Raw genomic sequence first — 16,307 nt, forward strand, 5'->3', positions numbered from 1 at the left:
CGTCGGTGCCGGCGCCGGCGGGATGGACGCGGCTGGCGGCGGTGCGGGCGTCAGCGGGAGGAGACCGTGAGTGACGGTGCGGCCGCCATGCCCCGGCGCCGCCCGGTACTCCCGCCGCGGGGCGCCCGCGGCGCGGGCACCGGCAGCGGCCCGGTCTGCAGGTTCGCGTACCGGGTCTCCTTGCGGACCTGGTACACCCAGCTCTTGCTGACGGTGACGCCCCACCGGCCCAGCAGCGCGACCGCCGCGGTCGCCGAGCCACCGGTCTCGTCGAGTGCCCGGATGATCGCCGCCCGCTTCACCGACGGATCCGTCGTGTCGAGACCGTTGAACGGAACCGGCGTGAGGCGCCGCGGCCCACCGACGTGCGCGGGCGTGTCAGCTGACGCGGCCGGCGCAGCCGGGACGGCTGGTTCGGCTGGTTCGGCGGCGGGGGATGCCGCGACTGCGAGCCGGTCGGCCTCCGTGCGGGTGGCGGTCAGCCCCGCCGTGGACTGCGCGTCCGCCGCGGCGGCCCCTGCGGCCGCGGCCGCGGCGGAACCCGCCGGGATGCCCGTGGAGTCGGCTGGGGGGGTGGCGGGAGCCGCCTGGGCCGTGACGGGTACCACGGCGGTCGTGGTGGCAGGGGCTGACTCGGCGGCGGCCGTGCCGACCCCGGCGTCCGCCGCGGCTTCGGCGTCCGCGACGGTCTCGGCGTCCGTGAGGGTCTCAGCGGTCGCGGCGGATGACCGGCGCGCGGGGTGGATCTGGCGCATGAGCAGCTCGTACGAGCCGAGCAGTGCCAGCGGCGGCCAGCCGGCGATGATGCGGGCGGTCGCTGTCGGGTCGGCATGCAGGACGTTCGCGGCAAGCGACGCGCAGGCGCCCGCCGCCAGCAGGGTGGCGGACAGCCACGACCGCCGCCGCCCGGCCCGCCGGTCCGCCAGCATCGCCATGGAGGCTGCCACGATCAGGCCGTCGACGCTGAACGGCAGGACGGTGGCGGTCACCGTGTCCTCGCCGTGCAGGAGAGCGACACCGCGCATGTGCCGATAGGACACGAACGCCGCGACGGCGGCGACCGTGGCCACCGCCACCACGGTCGTGATCCGGATCGCCCGGTCGGAGCGTCCCGCGGCCCGTCGTGGTGCTGCCGCCGCATTGCCGTTTTCCACACCGATCACCTGATTTCCGGCTTAGAGCCGTAAGTCCGGCAGTTCTCCCCGCAAACGATGACACGCAGTACGGACGATGCGAAATCGGGGCCGGGCCGGCCACCACTCCGGTGCCCTCCGCATCAGCGGTCCGTGCGTGTGCGCGCCCGGGTGTACCCGGTCCGTGACCTCAGGCGGCACACGCATCCCGCCGCGGCGGCCCGCTGTCCGGGTGTTGCCGTATTGCCGGCGGAATGCGTGACGATTGCGGACGGAATGCGTGACAGAGGTGGAATGGGCCGTAGTGTGCATCTCGTCAGGGCGCGCGACCGGGAGCGAGGCTGCGGTGAAGGTCGTGACGATCACCAGCTACAAGGGTGGGGTGGGCAAGACCACACTGTCCGCCAACATCGGCGCGGCGATCGCGCGGATGGGGCGGCGGGTCCTGCTGGTCGACCTGGATCCGCAGGCGAACCTGACACTGAACTTCTACGACGCCGAGACCTGGCAGGCCGGTCTCGCGGACCGGCGCCGCACCGTCAAGGCCTGGTTCGAGTCCTGGCGCCCGCACACCACCCCGCCGCCGCTGGCCGGGTATGTCACGACGCCGCCGGCCGCGGCCGCCGTCATCGCCGAGGGCGGGGGCCGGTTGGACCTGCTCGGATCGCACACCGCCCTCGGCGACATCGAGATGGATCTCGTCGGGCGGCTCGGCGGGGCGCAGGCGCACCGGTCCACCCGATACTACTTCGACGTCTACCAGCAGCTCGCGCTGGGGCTCGCGTCCTTCGACCCGTCCGACTACGACCTGGTCATCCTCGACTGCCCGTCCCACTTCGGGGTGATCACCCGGGCGGCCGTGGCCGCCTGCGACCACCTGCTCATCCCGTCCCGGCCGGACAACCAGTCGACCCTCGGCGTCGAGCACCTGATGCGCCGGCTCGGCCGTTTCGTCTGGGAGTACAACCGGGTCGCCGAGCTCCAGTCCGGGCTGCACCCGGTGGTGAAGCCGCTCGAACCGAGACTGCTCGGGGTCGTCCTGACGATGGTGCAGTACTACCGCGGGGCACCGACCCGTTTCCTGCGCCCGCACATCGAAGGTGCCCGCCAGCTCGGGATCCCGGTCTTCGACGCGATGCTGCGGGTGAACAACCGCGGCTTCGCCGGTGCCGCCGACCTGCCGCTGCCGGCGGTGCTCTCCCCGGACCTCACTCTCGACCTGGCCCGCGAGCTGTTCGGCCTGGTCGAGGAGTTCCTGGTCCGGATCGGGGCGGCCCGCGGCGAGGCCGCCCCGATCGGGGACGCCGCCGTGCCCGTCACCTCCGCCTGGATGTCCTGACCGCCCGCCGCGTCACCGGGTGATCCACAGCCGTTCGGGGAGCAGTGAGCCCAGCCCGTACTGGGTGACGCCGCCGACGTCCTGAGCGGCCATCACGCCCGGGTTCACCCGGACGGTGAAGACGCCGGGCACCAGGGCGACCAGGCGGTCCTGGAACGTCCCGTAGGCGACCCGGCGCTGCTCCGGGGCGGTCGCGGTGCGGCCGGTCCGCAGGGCGGCGTCGATCTGGTCGTCGTCGACACCGGGGAAGTTGCCCCGAGAGTCGCTGCGGAAGGCCGTCCACACCCGCGGGTCCGGGTCGATGAAGCTCGACGACCAGACGAGCATGTCGAAGTCGTGTGTGGTCGCCAGGCGGGTGTTCTCGGCGAAGTCGACCGCCCGGACGTCCACCGTGACGTTGTCGAACGAGCTGAGCTGCGCCTGGATGTTCTCGGCGGTGTCCTTCATCTCCGAGGTGTTGTAACCGGTGAACGTGAACGACACCGGTCTGCCCTCGGCGGCCAGCTCGTCGAACAGACGCTGCGCGAGGGCCCGGTCCTCCCGGCGCAGCGGGGTGTCGACATGTAGCGGCGACGTCTCGGAGAACAACGTGTCGACGGTCGTCGCCGCACCGTTGTAGACCGCGAGATCGAACGCCTCCAGGTCGATCGCGGCGGCGACGGCGCGGCGGGCGCGGAGGTCGTCGAACGGTGGCCGCCGCATGTTCATCGCCAGGAAGAGCCCGCCGCTCAGCGGGGTGACGTCCGTCGTGTACCCGGCCTCCGACGCGCGGGCGAGGCTGTCCGCGTTCGTCTCGATGACGATGTCGGCGCCGTCGCTGACCAGGGTGTTGTAGCGCTGCCCCGCGTCGTTCGAGGTACGGATGGTGATCTCGTCCAGGTAGGGGCGCGGGGTGTCCCAGTAGCGGGCGTTGCGGGTCAGCTGGATGCGGTCCTGGCGGGTCCAGCTCTTCAGGGTGTACGGCCCGGCACCGACCGGGGCCCGGTCGAACGCGGCGCGGTCACCGGCCAGCGCGGCCGGGGAGGCGATCCAGTTCAGGGACGTCGTGAGCAACGCGCGCGGGAAGCTCGGCACCGGCTCCGTCATCCGCACCGCGAGGGTGGTCGCGTCCACCACCTCGGTCGCGGCGATCAGGGAGGCCTCGGACAGGTACGGCGAGGCGAGCACCGGGTCGCGGTGCCGGTCCCAGTTGACCTTGACGGCGGCGGCGTCGAGCGCGGTCCCGTCGGAGAAGCGCAGGCCGGGCCGCAGCCGCAGCGTGAAGGTAGCGCCGTTGTCGGTCGAGGCGAACGACTCGGCCATGGTGTGGTGGATCTCGTCCGTGCGCGCGTCGTTGACGAGCAGCGTGCCGTACAGGGCGTTGCCGAGGAAACCGCTGATCTGCCAGGCGTTCGTCATGGTCACCGGGTCCATCGAGGACGGCTCGCGGATCTGCATGACCTGCGCGGTGCCACCGGCCACCGGTGCGCCACCCGGCCCGCCCGTGCCGCCGGTCCCCGGCGCCGCGGTGGAACCGCTCTCGCCGCCGCAGGCGGCCCCGAGGGCCAGCACGGCGCAGCAGGCGGCGGCAGTGGCGAGTAATCGTCCTCGACGGATCATCGTCGTCCTCTCGTGGGTGCCGGCGGTCGTCCGGGTCGTCCGGGTCGTCGCGGTGCTGCCCGGTGCGTGCCAGGCGCGTGCTCGGTGCGGCACGCACCGGGCAGCGTCACCGGGGCGGGGGAGCCGGCCGTGCGCCCGGAGCACTCCGGGAAGGCGGCGGGCCCGGGGCCAGCTGGCGGTAAGTCACCTGTCTGTCACAGCGTAGACGGAGCACCGGGTCCGATCCGGCAACATTCGCGAAATGCTGAACGACCGTTTGAGACGCTGGTGACCAGGGCGGATGCGCTGCGGACGCGGTGCGGAGGGGCCGGTGGCCCGGATCCGGCGGTGTGCCACCAACCGCGCCGGGCCCACGCGTTGCATACTGGCAGAGATGAGCCAGTCAGCAGTTCCCAGACGCCACCTGCCGACCAGCCCGTTCAAGGCACCCGTGGTGGTGCCGACCCCCCGGTTCGCCGAGGGTGACCGGGTCGTGCATGACTCCTACGGGCTCGGTCGGGTCACCCGGGTCGAGGGGGAGAGCGCCGTCCTGGTGGACTTCGGTTCCCGCCAGGAACGCATCCCCAGCCCTTTCGAGGGCATGTCCCACCTCTGACACCGCCGGCGCACCGGCGCCGTCCGTTCACTGGGCGACGTCGGTGGCCGGTGCAGTCAGCAGGCGGCGCCGCGGGTCGGGTGCCGCCGGCCTTCGGCGACGCCGGAAACCGGTGCCGGTCCCGAGGGCCGCCGTGTCCCGTGAGCGCGCCCTACCCGGCGAACGCTGCGCCCGGCGAAGGCCCGGTTCGGCGAGCGCCGAGGTCGGTCGGCGCCGAGTTCGGTGACCGTCTGGTCCACCCGGCGAGATGTCCGGCCTATCCGACGAGGTAACGGCGGGGGACCCAGGTCTGGCTGTCGATCGGCGGTCGCTGGTAACCCCGGTTCTGCCGCGGCGGAAGCGTCACCTCCGGGTGGGAGACCCGCTCGTAGGGCACCGTCGACAGCAGATGGCTGATCAGGTTCAGCCGCGCGCTGCGCTTGTCGTCCGCGTCCACCACGGACCAGGGCGCTTCCCGGATGTCGGTGTAGGCGAACATCTGGTCCTTGGCCTCGGCGTAGTCGACCCAGTGCGCCCGGGCCTGCAGGTCGAGGTCCGACAGCTTCCACCGCTTCTCGGGGTTCCTGATCCGCTCGGTGAAGCGGCGCTCCTGCTCGGCGTCGCTCAGCGAGAGCCAGTACTTGACCAGCCTGATGCCCGACCGGACCAGGGCCCGCTCGAACTGCGGGCAGAACCGCAGGAACTCCTCGTACTCCTCGTCGGAGCAGAAGCCCATCACCCGCTCCACCCCGGCGCGGGTGTACCAGCTGCGGTCGAAGAAGACGATCTCCCCGCCGGCCGGGAGATGGGTGATGTACCGCTGGAAGTACCACTGACCCCGCTCCCGCTCGTCGGGCTTGCCCAGCGCGACCACCCGGTAGTGCCGGGGGTTGAGCCGCTCCGTCATCCGCTTGATCGTGCCGCCCTTGCCGGCGGTGTCCCGGCCCTCCATCACGACGACCAGACGGGTCGACGTGGCGACGATCCACTCCTGCATCCGCACCAGCTCCGTCTGCAGCCGGACGAGCTCCTTCTCGTACCCGCCCTTCGACAGCCGGACGGGCGCGGCCACGGCGGCGCTGTCGGCCACGTGCTTCGGAACGGCGGCGCCGTCCTGGCTCGGATGGACGGTCACGGCGGCCCCTCGGGAAGATCGGCTCCGGAGCACCCTCGCCCCGGGCTGAACGCGGCAGTCCCGCCAGCGTAGGCGCGGCCCGCCCGACTGTCCGTCCCTCGGGCGACCTCGGGACCGGCGGGACCGGGCCGTGGGCGGAGGACCTGCGGCCCTCAGGCGCCCCGAGCGGATCAGCAGCCCGGGCGCAGGTGTGAGGTCGCCGCGGCGTGGGCCAGGTCCAGGATGACCTTCGGGGGCAGGCCGGAGGACGCGGCGAGCGCGAGGACGTCGTCGTGTTCGACCGAGACGTTGACGACCTCGCCGTGGGAGGACGCGACCTTCACGCCGACCTGGCCGCCGGCCACCTCGACCCGCAGTGTGCGGCGGGCCAGCGCGGTCTTCGTGACACTGTGCTCCCTGACCCCGATCGACGTGGTGTGGCGGAAGAGCACGTCGCGGACGCGGTCGACGGCGTCCGGCTCGCACAGCACCGAGAGGGTGTGTGCGGGCCGGCCCTTCTTCATCAGGATCGGGGTGAGCCAGGCATCCGCCGCCCCGCCGGCCAGCAGCGCCTCGAGGGTGGGCGGCCACAGCCGTGGGTCCAGGTCGTCGACGTTGGTTTCCAGGATGACGCTGTTGCCGTGGCGGGCGCCGTGCGCCGGCCCGGCCCCGGCGAGATCCGACTGGCCGACGACGAGCCGGGCGACGTTCGGGTGCCCGTGGATCTCGCGGCCGCCGGCACCGAGGCCGACGGCGGTGGTGCGCATCAGCGGCATCGCGCCGAAGCTCTCCGCGAGGGTGACGGCCAGTGCGACACCCGTCGGGGTGGCCAGCTCGGTGTCGACCGGCCCGCCGGCTGCCGGCGCGCCGCTGGCACGGACCAGCTCGAGCACCGCTGGTCCAGGCAGGGGGATCGCCCCGTGGGCGGTGCCGATCCGCCCGCCGCCGAGTGACAGCGGGCTGCACACCAGGCGCTCGATGCCCAGTGCCCGCAGGGCGGCGACGGCTCCGACGACGTCCGCGATGCTGTCGAGCGCGCCGACCTCGTGGAAGTGGATCTGTTCGACCGGGCGGCCGTGCACGTGTGCCTCGGCGGCTCCCAGGGCGCGGAACACGTCCGCGGACCGTCGCCGCACGACCGGGTCGAGGCCGGAGGCGTCGAGCAGGCCGAGGATGTCGCCGAGCCCGCGCGCGGGCTGCTCGGCCGCCGGCGCGCACCTGACCAGAACCTGCGTCGCCCGCAGGCCGCCGCGGTGCACGGTCCGGGCGTCCAGGGTGATGGCGTCCGTCAGCCCGAGAGCGGCCACGACGGAGTGCAGGACAGCCAGGTCGGCCCCGGCGTCCACGCAGGCGCCGAGGAACATGTCGCCGCTGATGCCGCCGGTGGCGTCGAGCCAGCCGACCGTCACCGCGGGGGAGTCGCCCGTCATGGCCCCTCATCATGGCCGGCGGCGGGCAGGCCCCTGCCGCCCGCTGTCAGATCTCGTCCCAGGGGACGGCGGCGTGCAGGCGGCGCAGTGCGGCCATCACCTCGGGGTCGGGGGGGACGAGGGTGTCGTCGATGCGCTCGACGGCTGCCAGCCCGCGCGCGTTGGCGACGAACACGGTGTGGAACCCGCCGACCTCCGCCAACCGGACCGGTTCCCGCCGCGTTCCCGCGACTGTCGGCGGCCCCGTGCCTGACACGGACGCCGACGCGCTGGTGAGGGCGGTGGCACGGAGCTGGTCGTCGAGCAGCGTCATGGTCACGCCGCACAGCGACGGCGCCTCCGGCCAGATCACCGTGGCCGGGTCCGCCGGGCGGTGGCGGGCCGGGGCGGCGACGAAACCGATGGTGGCGACCGTCGTCTCGCAGACCCGGCCGTCCGCGGTGACGAGCAGGGCGTCGTCGAAGCCGCGCCGGCGGGCGAGCCGGCCGCCGTGGAGCTGGCCGAAGGTGCCGAGGTGCTTGAGGTGCGCGAACGGCCGCTGGTACGGCAGCGAGCACAGCCGCAGCGGTGCGGTGGCGGGCTCGGCGGGCCGGCCGACGGAGACCAGGACCGAGACCGCGCCCGCCTCCCCGGTCGGGAAGACCACCACCCGCACGGTCGCGTCCACGCCGCCGGCCGGGACGCCGGCCACCCGCCCGGCCCCGGCTGCCTGCCCGGTCTCGTCTGGTGCCGTGACGGTCGGAGGTGCCGTCACGGCCGGAGGAGGTGCCGGGGCAGCCGATGTGGCCGTGAGCGCGTGGCGGATCCGGTCGCGGACGAGGCCGGCGTCCAGAGGAGTGCCGTAGAGCTCCTGGTTGGCGTGGTCGAGCCGGCTCAGGTGCAGGGCGAGTCCGCGGACCCGGCCGGCGCGGACCTGCATCGTGGTCAGGTGCCCGTCATTGGACAGCGCGAGGTCACGCAGGCCGGTTCCGTCGGCGGGACGGCCGTCGACCTCGATGTACGGCGTCCGCTCCACGGCGCTCACGGTAGACCGCCCGGGCTGTGACCGGCGAGGTTCCGCGGCCTGCGGCCGCAGTGGTTTCGGGGCGCGGGCGGGGAGCCCCGGGGGAGATCACACGGAGTGAACCGAGGAGGATGTTGTTCTGCCGGCGGGCACTTCCGCCGGCGCGTACGGTGGCATTTCCGAAGAGGATCTCCCGTTCCCTCGCGCCGGGTGCGGGCGACGACTGCAGCCGTGATGGATGGAGGTCTTCGGTGACGTCCGAGACAAGGCACGCGCAGGCGGCGGGCCGGCCCTGGTCCCGCGGCGGCGGGGCGGGGCGGGCGGCGGCGGAGACGTCGGCCGTGCACCTGCTGGACCTGCTGAGCGAGGTCGTCTTCCGGACCGATGCCGACGGCCGCTGGACCTACCTGAACCGGGCCTGGACGGATCTGACCGGCTACGAGGTCGGCCCCAGCCTGGGTGCGCGGTTCCTGGACTACGTCCACCCGGACGAGGCCGCCTACGCGTCCGCGGTGTTCGCTGACCTGGCGCGGGGCACCACGGGCCAGTGCCTGTACGAGGCCCGCCACCGGACCCGTGACGGTGGCTACCGGCGGGTCCAGATCCGGGCGACGGTGCTGCGCGGCCCGGCCGGGGAGGTACTCGGCAACACCGGGACGATCGTCGACGTGTCCGGCTCACGGTTCGCGGCCCAGGTGGTCGGGGAGCACGCCACGCTGCTGGAGTCCGTCACCGCCGGCCGCTCCGACGAGCTGCCCACCGGCGTGGCCGTCTATGACCGGGACCTGCGGCTGCGCCGGTCCTCGGGCGCGGTCGAACGGCTGGTCGACGTACCGCTGCGGGTGGGCGACCCGCTGGACCGGCTCGCCGAGCGGGCCCGCCCGGCGGACTGGCGGTCCCGCTCGCTGAGCGGGGACTGGGGGCTGGTTCCGGTCGCGCTGCGGACGGGCCGTGCCCAGCTCGGTGACCTGGAGCTGGTCGGTGCGGGCGGGGCCGGCCGGTCACTGCGGGTCTCGGTGATCCCGTACGAGGAGGGCGGCGAGGAGCTGGCGGCGGTGTCGCTGTGTGACGTCACCGATCTGCGCCGTGCCGAGCGTCAGCAGGCGGGCCTGGCGCGGCTGGGGCAGCATGCGCTGGCGGGCGCCGATCTGCCGGCGCTGCTCACCGAGGCGGTCGAGCTGGTATCCGCGACCCTGGAGGTCGCGGTCTGCGAGGTCATCCGCGAGGCCGGCGATGCCCGCGCCGCCGCGGCGTCCGGCGGGCTCGCCCGGGTGGCTGAACCGCCCGCGTCGGCCACGCCCGCCGCACTGGGTACCGGGCCGATCTACCTCACCGGGCCGCTCGCGATCGAGGCCCGGTCCCTCGTCCACCTCGCGCTCGACGTCGACGAGCCGGTCGTCGCGAACAACCTCGATGCCAGTCCGCATCTGCGTAGCGGATGGTCGGACGCGGGCCGGGCGCAGGCGGCGCTCGCGGCCCGGGTCGGCTCGTCCGCCGCGCCGTTCGGGGTGCTCGCCGCGGCCAGCACGATGCCGCGCCGGTTCACCGCCGACGAGGCCCGTTTCGTCCAGGCTGTCGCGCATCTGCTCGGTGCCGCGGCCGACCGGGAGGCGGCCGAGCGTCACGCCCGGGCGCGCCACGAGGAGGCCGAGCGGGGCCGGGCGTGGCTCGCGGCCCGTGCCGAGGTCACCGCCGGGGCGATGGTCGCCGGCCAGCAGCAGGCGCTGATGCTGCTGGCATCGCTGGCGCGCGGAGTGACGTCCGCGGACGTGGGTGCTGTCGCGCTGCCCGACGAGGCGGGCAACCTGATCGCCACCGAGGTCGACGCCGCTCCGCACCGGCACTGCGATCCGGAGACGCTGCACGGTCTGGCGCTGGCACTGGAGGCGGCGGAGAGCCGGGCGGAGTTCCTGGCCGGCCGGCCCGTCCACGTCGACGGGCTGGACGACTCCGATTCCTGGAGTGGCCCGATCCCGCTCCCGGCCGCCCAGGACGCGCCCACCCGGGACGATGCGAGAACCCGGGACGGGAAGCCCGGCCGGAACGGGAACACAGCACGGGGCGGGAGGGCAGCTCGGGGGCAGGCGGATCAGGACGGGCCGGTGAACCTGGGCACCGCTGCGCGGCTGCGGGAGGCGCTGGTCATCCCGCTCACGGCCGCGGAGCGACCGATGGGTGCGCTCGTTCTGGGGAACAGCTCGGACGCCACCCCGTTCGCCGCGCGGGACACCGAGCTCGCCGGCGCGTTCGCGCACGATGCCGCGATGGCGGTGCACCTCGCCGAGGCGCACCGCGACCGTGCCCGCGCCGCCGTCGTCCAGGACCGCGAGCGCATCGCCCGGGACCTGCACGACCTCGTCATCCAGCGGCTGTTCGCGATCGGCCTGCACCTGCAGTCGCTGAGCCGGGCCGTCGGTGACGTCACCGCGGCCCGGCTGAACGCCGCCATCACCGGACTCGACTCGACCATCGACGACATCCGGCGGACGATCTTCAGGCTTGGGCCGACCCCGGCCGGGGTGTGACGCCGGACAGGCTCCCCAGGAACGTCGTGTTGTCGTAGAAGTGCTCGGTCTCCACGAGGCGCAGGTCGGGTGCGCAGCGGGCGACCGTGACACCGTAGAGCTCGATGCGTTCACCGGTCGGCTCGGTGCCCTTGTAGGGGCCGCTGAAGGTGCCCCAGTGGCGCCACTTGAAGGTGATCACGGGCGGCGGCGAGTACACCTCGAGGACCTCCCAGAAGAAACCGCCGGGGAAGGCCTGGTGGAAGACCTGGTGCGAGGACTCGAAGCTCTCCTCGGCAGCCGAGTAGTAGGGGTTCTCGCCGATCAGGATGTTGTAGCTGCCGCGTTCGGCGAGCTCGGCGGCGTCCGCGGGCGGGCCGCCGTTGAGACTGACCTTGATCCGGTCGGTGACCATGCTGACCCACTGCGCGGGGTCGGCCTTGTGGGACAGCTCCATCTCGAAGACCTGCACGAGCTGCTCGACGACGTCGGCGAGCGATCCGGGCTCGTGCCGGGTGGTGCGCTCGCCGGGCATGACCTCCCGGGAGAGGTGGTAGTCGGGCGGGGCGCCGTGGCGCCAGCGGGCGTCGGGGCACGCGGCGATGACCGCGTCCCGGCCCTGGAGATGCAGCGGAGTCGTGCCGGTCGGGCTGTCGTCGCTCACCGTGTCGTCCTCCGTGGTTCCGATGCGCCGTGCGCTCGGGTACGTCATGCGGTCGGGGGTGTGCTGCGGGTGTGCTGTTCGGGTGTGTCCTGCGGGTGTGTCCTGCGGGTGTGTCGTGCGATCGGGTGACGTGCCCAGGCCCTGCTCAGGACGGCGATGGCGTCCCGTCAAATTGCGGCTATTCAGCGCAAATCAGGTCTAATTCGAGTCTGGACGGAGAACAACCTGCCAGGTCCGCGCCGTTTGTCCTCCACGGAACGTCGAAGGTCCTGCCGGCAGAGGCACATGGACCATCGGGGAGGGCCGAAGGGTAGCCCAGGGGTGCCCTGGTTTCACCCTCCGTGGCGTGCGCTGGACGGGCGCCCGCCTCTGTCGGGTGGACGTCCTCGTGGGTGCTGGTGGGTTCCTACTGTGCGGGCAGCCGCGCGGGGCGCGGCCAGACGCGCTGCCCGTGCCGGGTCTCGATGCCGGCGTTGAGGCGCTCGACCATGTCGGCGAAGGTGCGTACCTCGTCCGGTGACCAGTCGCCGACCAGGTCGCCGAGGTGGCTCAGGACGATCTCACGGTTCTCGGCGACCCGGCGGGTGCCCTCGGGGGTGATCGCCAGTTTGCGGGCGAGGCCGCCGTCCGGATCGGGTATGCGTTCCGCCAGGCCGGCCTGCAGCATCGCGGCGGTCTGCCGGTTGACGGTGGAGACATCGAGCGAGAACGCCTCGGCGAGCTGGCCGATGCTCATCGGCCCTTCCGCCTCGAGCCGGCTGAGCAGCAGGTAGGCGGAGCGGTCGAGGTGCGGGGTGCGGCGGCGGGCCGCCGCGGGCAGGATGTGATGCCGGCTGAGCAGCATCAGCTCTCGTTCGAGATCCCGCAGGCTGTCCTGCACCCGTGCCTCCGTGCGACGCCTCCGCGGCCGGGGCGGAGGGTGTGACTTTTCCCCAGTCTACGGCGACGGGTTCGCGGATGTGCATGATGCATGGTGCGTGTACCATACATATTTGTGACGGCAGAAGCGGAATCGGCCTTCCGGGGGCGGCGGTCCCGTTCCACCACCCCCGGCCCCCGGCTGCTGATCGCCGTGCTGGCCATCGCGGGTACCGTCGCCTCGTTCATGCACACCCTGGTCGTGCCGATCATCCCGGCGCTGCCGCGGCTGTTCCACGCCCCGGCAGCCGACACCAGCTGGATCATCACGATCACCCTGCTCGCCGGTGCGGTCGCGACGCCCGTCGCGGGGCGGCTCGGCGACATGTACGGCAAGCGCAGGGTCATGCTCGGCAGCGTGTGGCTGCTCGTCCTCGGCTCGCTGGTCTGCGCGCTCAGCACCTCGCTGGCGCCGATGGTGGTCGGCCGCGGGCTGCAGGGCCTGTCGACCGGGCTGATCCCGCTGGGCATCAGCCTGCTGCGCGACGAGCTGCCCGCCGAACGGCTCGGCTCCGCCCTCGGCCTGATGAGTTCCTCGCTCGGTATCGGCGGCGCGCTCGGCGTGCCGGTGGCCGCGGTGATCGCCCAGACCTTCACCTGGCACGTTCTGTTCTGGATGGCCGCCGGGCTCAGCCTGGCGATCCTGCTCCTGCTCTGGCGGGTCGTGCCCGAGTCGCCGGTCCGCGAGGCGGCGCCGGGCCGCTTCGACGTCGTCGGGGCGATCGGGCTCGCGGCCGGGGTGAGCTGCCTGCTGCTGGTGATCTCCAAGGGCGGCACCTGGGGGTGGCTGTCTCCCGCCACCGTCGGTACGGCCCTCGCCGCGGTGGCCGTGCTCCTGCTGCTCTGGGGGCCCTGGGAGCTGCGGCACCCGTCCCCTGTGGTGGACCTGCGGGTCAGCGCCCGCCCCCAGGTGCTGATGACCAACCTGACCTCGGTGGTCGTCGGCTTCGCCATGTACGGGATGGGGCTGGCGGTGCCGCAGATCCTGCAGCTGTCGACGGCCACCGGCTACGGGCTGGGCCAGTCGATGATCGTCGCCGGGGTGTGCTTCGCCCCGTTCGGCGTCGTCATGATGCTCGCCTCGCCGTTCACCGCCCGGGTCTCCGCGCGGTGGGGTGCCCGGGTGACCCTCGTGCTGGGCTCCGGGATCATCGGTGTCGGCTACCTCGTCAGCGCGTGGTTCATGCACGCGATCTGGCAGACGGTACTGATCGGCCTGATCTCCGGGGTCGGGGTCGCGCTCGCGTACGCCTCGATGCCCACCCTGATCATGGCGGCGGTGCCCGACACCGAGACCGCGGCGGCGAACGGCCTGAACACACTGATGCGCTCCCTGGGCACCTCGTCGTCGGCCGCTGTCGTCGGCGCCATGCTCGCGAGCATGACCGTCGCCTTCGACGGTCGGCAGGTGCCGTCCGCGGCGGGATTCCAGGCGGTCTTTCTGCTGGGCGCCGGTGCGGCGGGCCTGGCGGTGCTGCTCGGCCTGTGCATTCCCGGTCCGGGCCCCGGGCCCGAGGCGGCGCGGGCGCCGGCGCCCGCCGTGGCCGCCGTGGTCGGGAGCGACGCCCGGCAGGACGTGGGTCCCGGCGCGGTCACGCCGGCCCCGCGGCGTCCCGCCACCCCTGCGACCCACCCCGCCGCCCCCGTGGCGTCGAAACCGGGCGACGCCGGAGCGTGGCTTGCCTAAGATGTCGGGCGACTGCCACGGTCCGGTCTCGTGGTGACGGGCGGGCGCGGTCGGCAGTGTGCCGATATGGGGTTTTCCTAGGGGTTGTGGGTGAGTTGTGAGTACGGGTAAAGTTCTTCGTTTTGATCATGTCCGTGGCTATGGTTTCATCGCCCCGAGTGACGGCGGTGAGGACGTCTTCCTGCACGCGAACGACCTCCTCGTCGAGAAGAGCCTGGTGGTCCCGGGCGTGGTGATGGAGTTCGACGTCGAGGACAGTGACCGCGGCCGGAAGGCGTCGTCGGCCAGGATCCTGCGCAGCCCCGCGGCGGTGCCCGCGGGTGTCTCCTCGATCGGCGGGGCCGGCCCGGTGTCGGTACCGGTGCGGCCGGACGACGGCGGTGACGGGCTGTGTGACGTCCTGCCGCTGGACGAGTTCACGCAGGAGATCACCGAGGTGCTGCTGGGGACCGAGCCGGCGTTGACCGGCACGCAGATCCTGCATGTGCGCCGCCAGCTCGCGAGCGTGGCGCGCAAGTACGGCTGGGTCGAGAACTGACCGGAGCCGGCCCCGCCCGGCCAGGCCGCGGCGGGGCCGGCTCGGCCGTCCACCGCGGTGGACGCCGCTTCCGGCGGTAGGTCAGGCGCGCCCGACCCCGTCCGCCCGTGCGGCGCGCGAGCCCTTGCCGCTGCGCTTCGCCGCGTACATGGCATGGTCGGCTTCCCTGAGTACCTCGTCGGGTTCCACCGCCTCATGGTCGGAGCCGATGACCACCAGCCCGATGCTGGCGCCGACCGTCCGGGGCGGGCTGGCGAGGTCCACCGGCGCGCGCAGCGCTGACCGGACCCGCTCCGCCGCGGCCCGCAGATCGAGATCCGGCTGCTGGCAGCCGGGGCGTCCCCGGTCCGGCGCCCAGCCGTCCGGGCCGGCGGCGCGGGTGGTGTCGAGCAGGACCGCGAACTCGTCGCCACCGAGCCGGGCGACGGTGTCCGCCGGTCCCGCGAGACCGCGCAGCCGGTCCGCGACCGTCCGCAGGACCTTGTCGCCGGCCCCGTGCCCCAGGCTGTCGTTGATGGTCTTGAAGTTGTCCAGGTCGCAGAACAGCAGCGCGACCGGCTGGCCGGTGCGCCGGTGCCGCGCCGTCGCGCGCCGGAGCCGGTGGAAGAACAGCGCCCGGTTCGCCAGGCCGGTCAGCGGGTCGTGGAAGGCCTGCTGACGCAGCTGGGCCCGGCTGCCCTCGAAGCGGGCGAGCAGCCGGGCGTTGTCCACCGCGGTGATCAGCTGGCGGGCCAGGGCCAGCAGCACCAGGACGAACATCCCGATGATCTGACGTCCCGAGATGTCGGCCTCGGTGATCAGCTGCGCGGCCAGCAGCGCGCACACACAGCCCAGCGGCAGGCTCGGGATGGTGACATGCACCCGGATGCCCGGTGGCCCGTGCCGCATCCAGGTGAGCAGGTGGTCGCGCGGCGCCGAGACGGCCAGCGCCGTCAGCAGGCTGCCGCCAGCGAACCCCAGCAGGACGGACGGGGCCGGGCCGTCGTAACCCTGGGCGTAGGCGTTGAGCGAGACACCGTCCGTCACCGAGAAGACCAGCAGGCTGGCGCTGAGCAGGCTGAGCGAGCCCGACCCCGTCGGCCGGCGAAAGATGATGATGAAGATCACGGTGCAGAGCAGGACAAGCTTGCCGGCGGCACTGACGATGGCGAATCCCAGCGAGGCACCGGCCAGGTCCCGGGACTCCATCAGCGGGCGGACCAGGATCACCCCGGCGAGCAGCAGCATCGAGCCGACGACCAGCAGGCAGTCGAGCAGAGTCTCCAGGTACCAGGTCGCGCCGAGGCCGCGGTGTGGCCGCGGGTGGCGGGGGGACGCCCGCGCGGTCGGGAACGTCAGCAGCGCGGCCAGGCCCAGCGGGTAGCCGAGCAGCGGGGCGGCCCCGGTCGAGGCGAACTCGGGGATGACCGCCGCCCCGACCGTTGTCAGCGAGATGACGATGCCGGCAGCCACACTCGAGAAGATCGCCGCGGCCTCGCAGAGCCGCCAGGCCCGCTCCCCACGCGGGACCCGGCGGGCAGTGGCCGTGCAGCAGCATGCACTGGCCACGGCCACCAGACCGATCGTGGCCTGCGCGGTCTGCCGGGCCGCGTGCGGTGGCAGCAGCAGCGTCGCGAGGAGCGCCCCCGCCACGACGGCGAGACCCACGACGGCGATCGTGCGAAAGGTGCGTGGTCGGACGGGCGCCACCGCGCATGCGTCCGCCGAGCCGTCGCGGCGCCGGGCCGCGTGTTCCGTCCCGTCCGGCATCGCCCTCCCGTCCGGCGTCACCGGCGAGCGGCGCGCCGTGGCCGGGTCCCACCGG

At 73.3% G+C, this 16,307-nt stretch carries 13 protein-coding genes; 5 read left to right on the top strand and 8 right to left on the bottom strand.

The features are described from left to right. Window positions 1-50: 50 nt before the first annotated feature. On the bottom strand, window positions 51-1,154 hold the full coding sequence (locus AB1460_RS14100; RefSeq protein ID WP_368961650.1) for a DUF2637 domain-containing protein: 1,104 nt from the start codon (window positions 1,152-1,154) through the stop codon (window positions 51-53). A 325-nt stretch (window positions 1,155-1,479) separates the two neighbouring features. On the opposite strand from AB1460_RS14100, the gene AB1460_RS14105 reads away from it, so the two are divergent. Continuing rightward, entirely contained in the window at window positions 1,480-2,472 is a 993-nt protein-coding gene (locus AB1460_RS14105) for a ParA family protein (protein ID WP_368961651.1), read from the top strand. A gap of 12 nt (window positions 2,473-2,484) precedes the next feature. Here the strand turns inward: AB1460_RS14105 and AB1460_RS14110 are convergent, their stop codons facing one another. Next, entirely contained in the window at window positions 2,485-4,071 is a 1,587-nt protein-coding gene (locus AB1460_RS14110) for an ABC transporter substrate-binding protein (protein WP_368961689.1), read from the bottom strand. Between the two features lie 373 nt (window positions 4,072-4,444). Here AB1460_RS14110 and AB1460_RS14115 point away from each other — a divergent pair, with 373 nt between their 5' ends. Continuing rightward, complete coding sequence (locus AB1460_RS14115) at window positions 4,445-4,666, top strand: hypothetical protein (RefSeq protein ID WP_026311544.1); 222 nt, start codon at window positions 4,445-4,447, stop codon at window positions 4,664-4,666. 256 nt (window positions 4,667-4,922) lie between these two features. On the opposite strand, the gene ppk2 is transcribed toward AB1460_RS14115, so the two are convergent. From ppk2 to AB1460_RS14130, 3 genes are all read right to left on the bottom strand, one after another. Then, window positions 4,923-5,735, bottom strand: coding sequence for a polyphosphate kinase 2 (ppk2, locus tag AB1460_RS14120; protein WP_368961690.1), 813 nt, complete (start codon window positions 5,733-5,735; stop codon window positions 4,923-4,925). Between the two features lie 215 nt (window positions 5,736-5,950). Continuing rightward, window positions 5,951-7,189, bottom strand: coding sequence for a nickel pincer cofactor biosynthesis protein LarC (gene larC, locus AB1460_RS14125; protein ID WP_368961653.1), 1,239 nt, complete (start codon window positions 7,187-7,189; stop codon window positions 5,951-5,953). Between the two features lie 46 nt (window positions 7,190-7,235). Then, window positions 7,236-8,213: an aminotransferase class IV gene (locus AB1460_RS14130; RefSeq protein ID WP_368961654.1), complete on the bottom strand. Its 978-nt coding sequence runs from the start codon at window positions 8,211-8,213 to the stop codon at window positions 7,236-7,238. A 230-nt stretch (window positions 8,214-8,443) separates the two neighbouring features. Here AB1460_RS14130 and AB1460_RS14135 point away from each other — a divergent pair, with 230 nt between their 5' ends. Further along, window positions 8,444-10,717 carry a PAS domain-containing protein gene (locus AB1460_RS14135; protein WP_368961655.1) on the top strand — a complete coding sequence of 758 codons (2,274 nt, stop codon included), beginning with the start codon at window positions 8,444-8,446 and terminating at the stop codon, window positions 10,715-10,717. On the opposite strand, the gene AB1460_RS14140 is transcribed toward AB1460_RS14135, so the two are convergent. Together AB1460_RS14140 and AB1460_RS14145 are read right to left on the bottom strand one after the other, a co-directional pair. Beyond that, a complete protein-coding gene (locus tag AB1460_RS14140; RefSeq protein WP_368961657.1) occupies window positions 10,686-11,360 on the bottom strand; it encodes a SnoaL-like polyketide cyclase in 675 nt (224 codons plus the stop codon). The genes AB1460_RS14135 and AB1460_RS14140 overlap by 32 nt on opposite strands. A gap of 406 nt (window positions 11,361-11,766) precedes the next feature. Next, complete coding sequence (locus tag AB1460_RS14145; RefSeq protein WP_368961658.1) at window positions 11,767-12,240, bottom strand: MarR family winged helix-turn-helix transcriptional regulator; 474 nt, start codon at window positions 12,238-12,240, stop codon at window positions 11,767-11,769. A gap of 114 nt (window positions 12,241-12,354) precedes the next feature. Here AB1460_RS14145 and AB1460_RS14150 point away from each other — a divergent pair, with 114 nt between their 5' ends. Next, window positions 12,355-13,965, top strand: a complete 1,611-nt coding sequence (locus AB1460_RS14150; RefSeq protein WP_368961660.1) for an MFS transporter — start codon at window positions 12,355-12,357, stop codon at window positions 13,963-13,965. Window positions 13,966-14,062: 97 nt separating this feature from the next. Then, on the top strand, window positions 14,063-14,503 hold the full coding sequence (locus AB1460_RS14155) for a cold-shock protein (protein ID WP_368961661.1): 441 nt from the start codon (window positions 14,063-14,065) through the stop codon (window positions 14,501-14,503). Window positions 14,504-14,584: 81 nt separating this feature from the next. Here the strand turns inward: AB1460_RS14155 and AB1460_RS14160 are convergent, their stop codons facing one another. Continuing rightward, on the bottom strand, window positions 14,585-16,252 hold the full coding sequence (locus tag AB1460_RS14160) for a diguanylate cyclase domain-containing protein (RefSeq protein WP_368961662.1): 1,668 nt from the start codon (window positions 16,250-16,252) through the stop codon (window positions 14,585-14,587). Between the last annotated feature and the right edge of the window lie 55 nt (window positions 16,253-16,307).

The organism is Parafrankia sp. FMc2, from assembly GCF_041008525.1.
In the GTDB taxonomy this organism is placed as follows: domain Bacteria; phylum Actinomycetota; class Actinomycetes; order Frankiales; family Frankiaceae; genus Parafrankia.

What these genes read in the sequence shown, in the direction of transcription:
- AB1460_RS14110 (WP_368961689.1), bottom strand. Translation starts at nt 4,071, where the DNA reads ATGATCCGTCGAGGACGATTACTCGCCACTGCCGCCGCCTGCTGCGCC.
- AB1460_RS14115 (WP_026311544.1), top strand. Translation starts at nt 4,445, where the DNA reads ATGAGCCAGTCAGCAGTTCCCAGACGCCACCTGCCGACCAGCCCGTTC.
- larC (WP_368961653.1), bottom strand. Translation starts at nt 7,189, where the DNA reads ATGACGGGCGACTCCCCCGCGGTGACGGTCGGCTGGCTCGACGCCACC.
- AB1460_RS14160 (WP_368961662.1), bottom strand. Translation starts at nt 16,252, where the DNA reads ATGCCGGACGGGACGGAACACGCGGCCCGGCGCCGCGACGGCTCGGCG.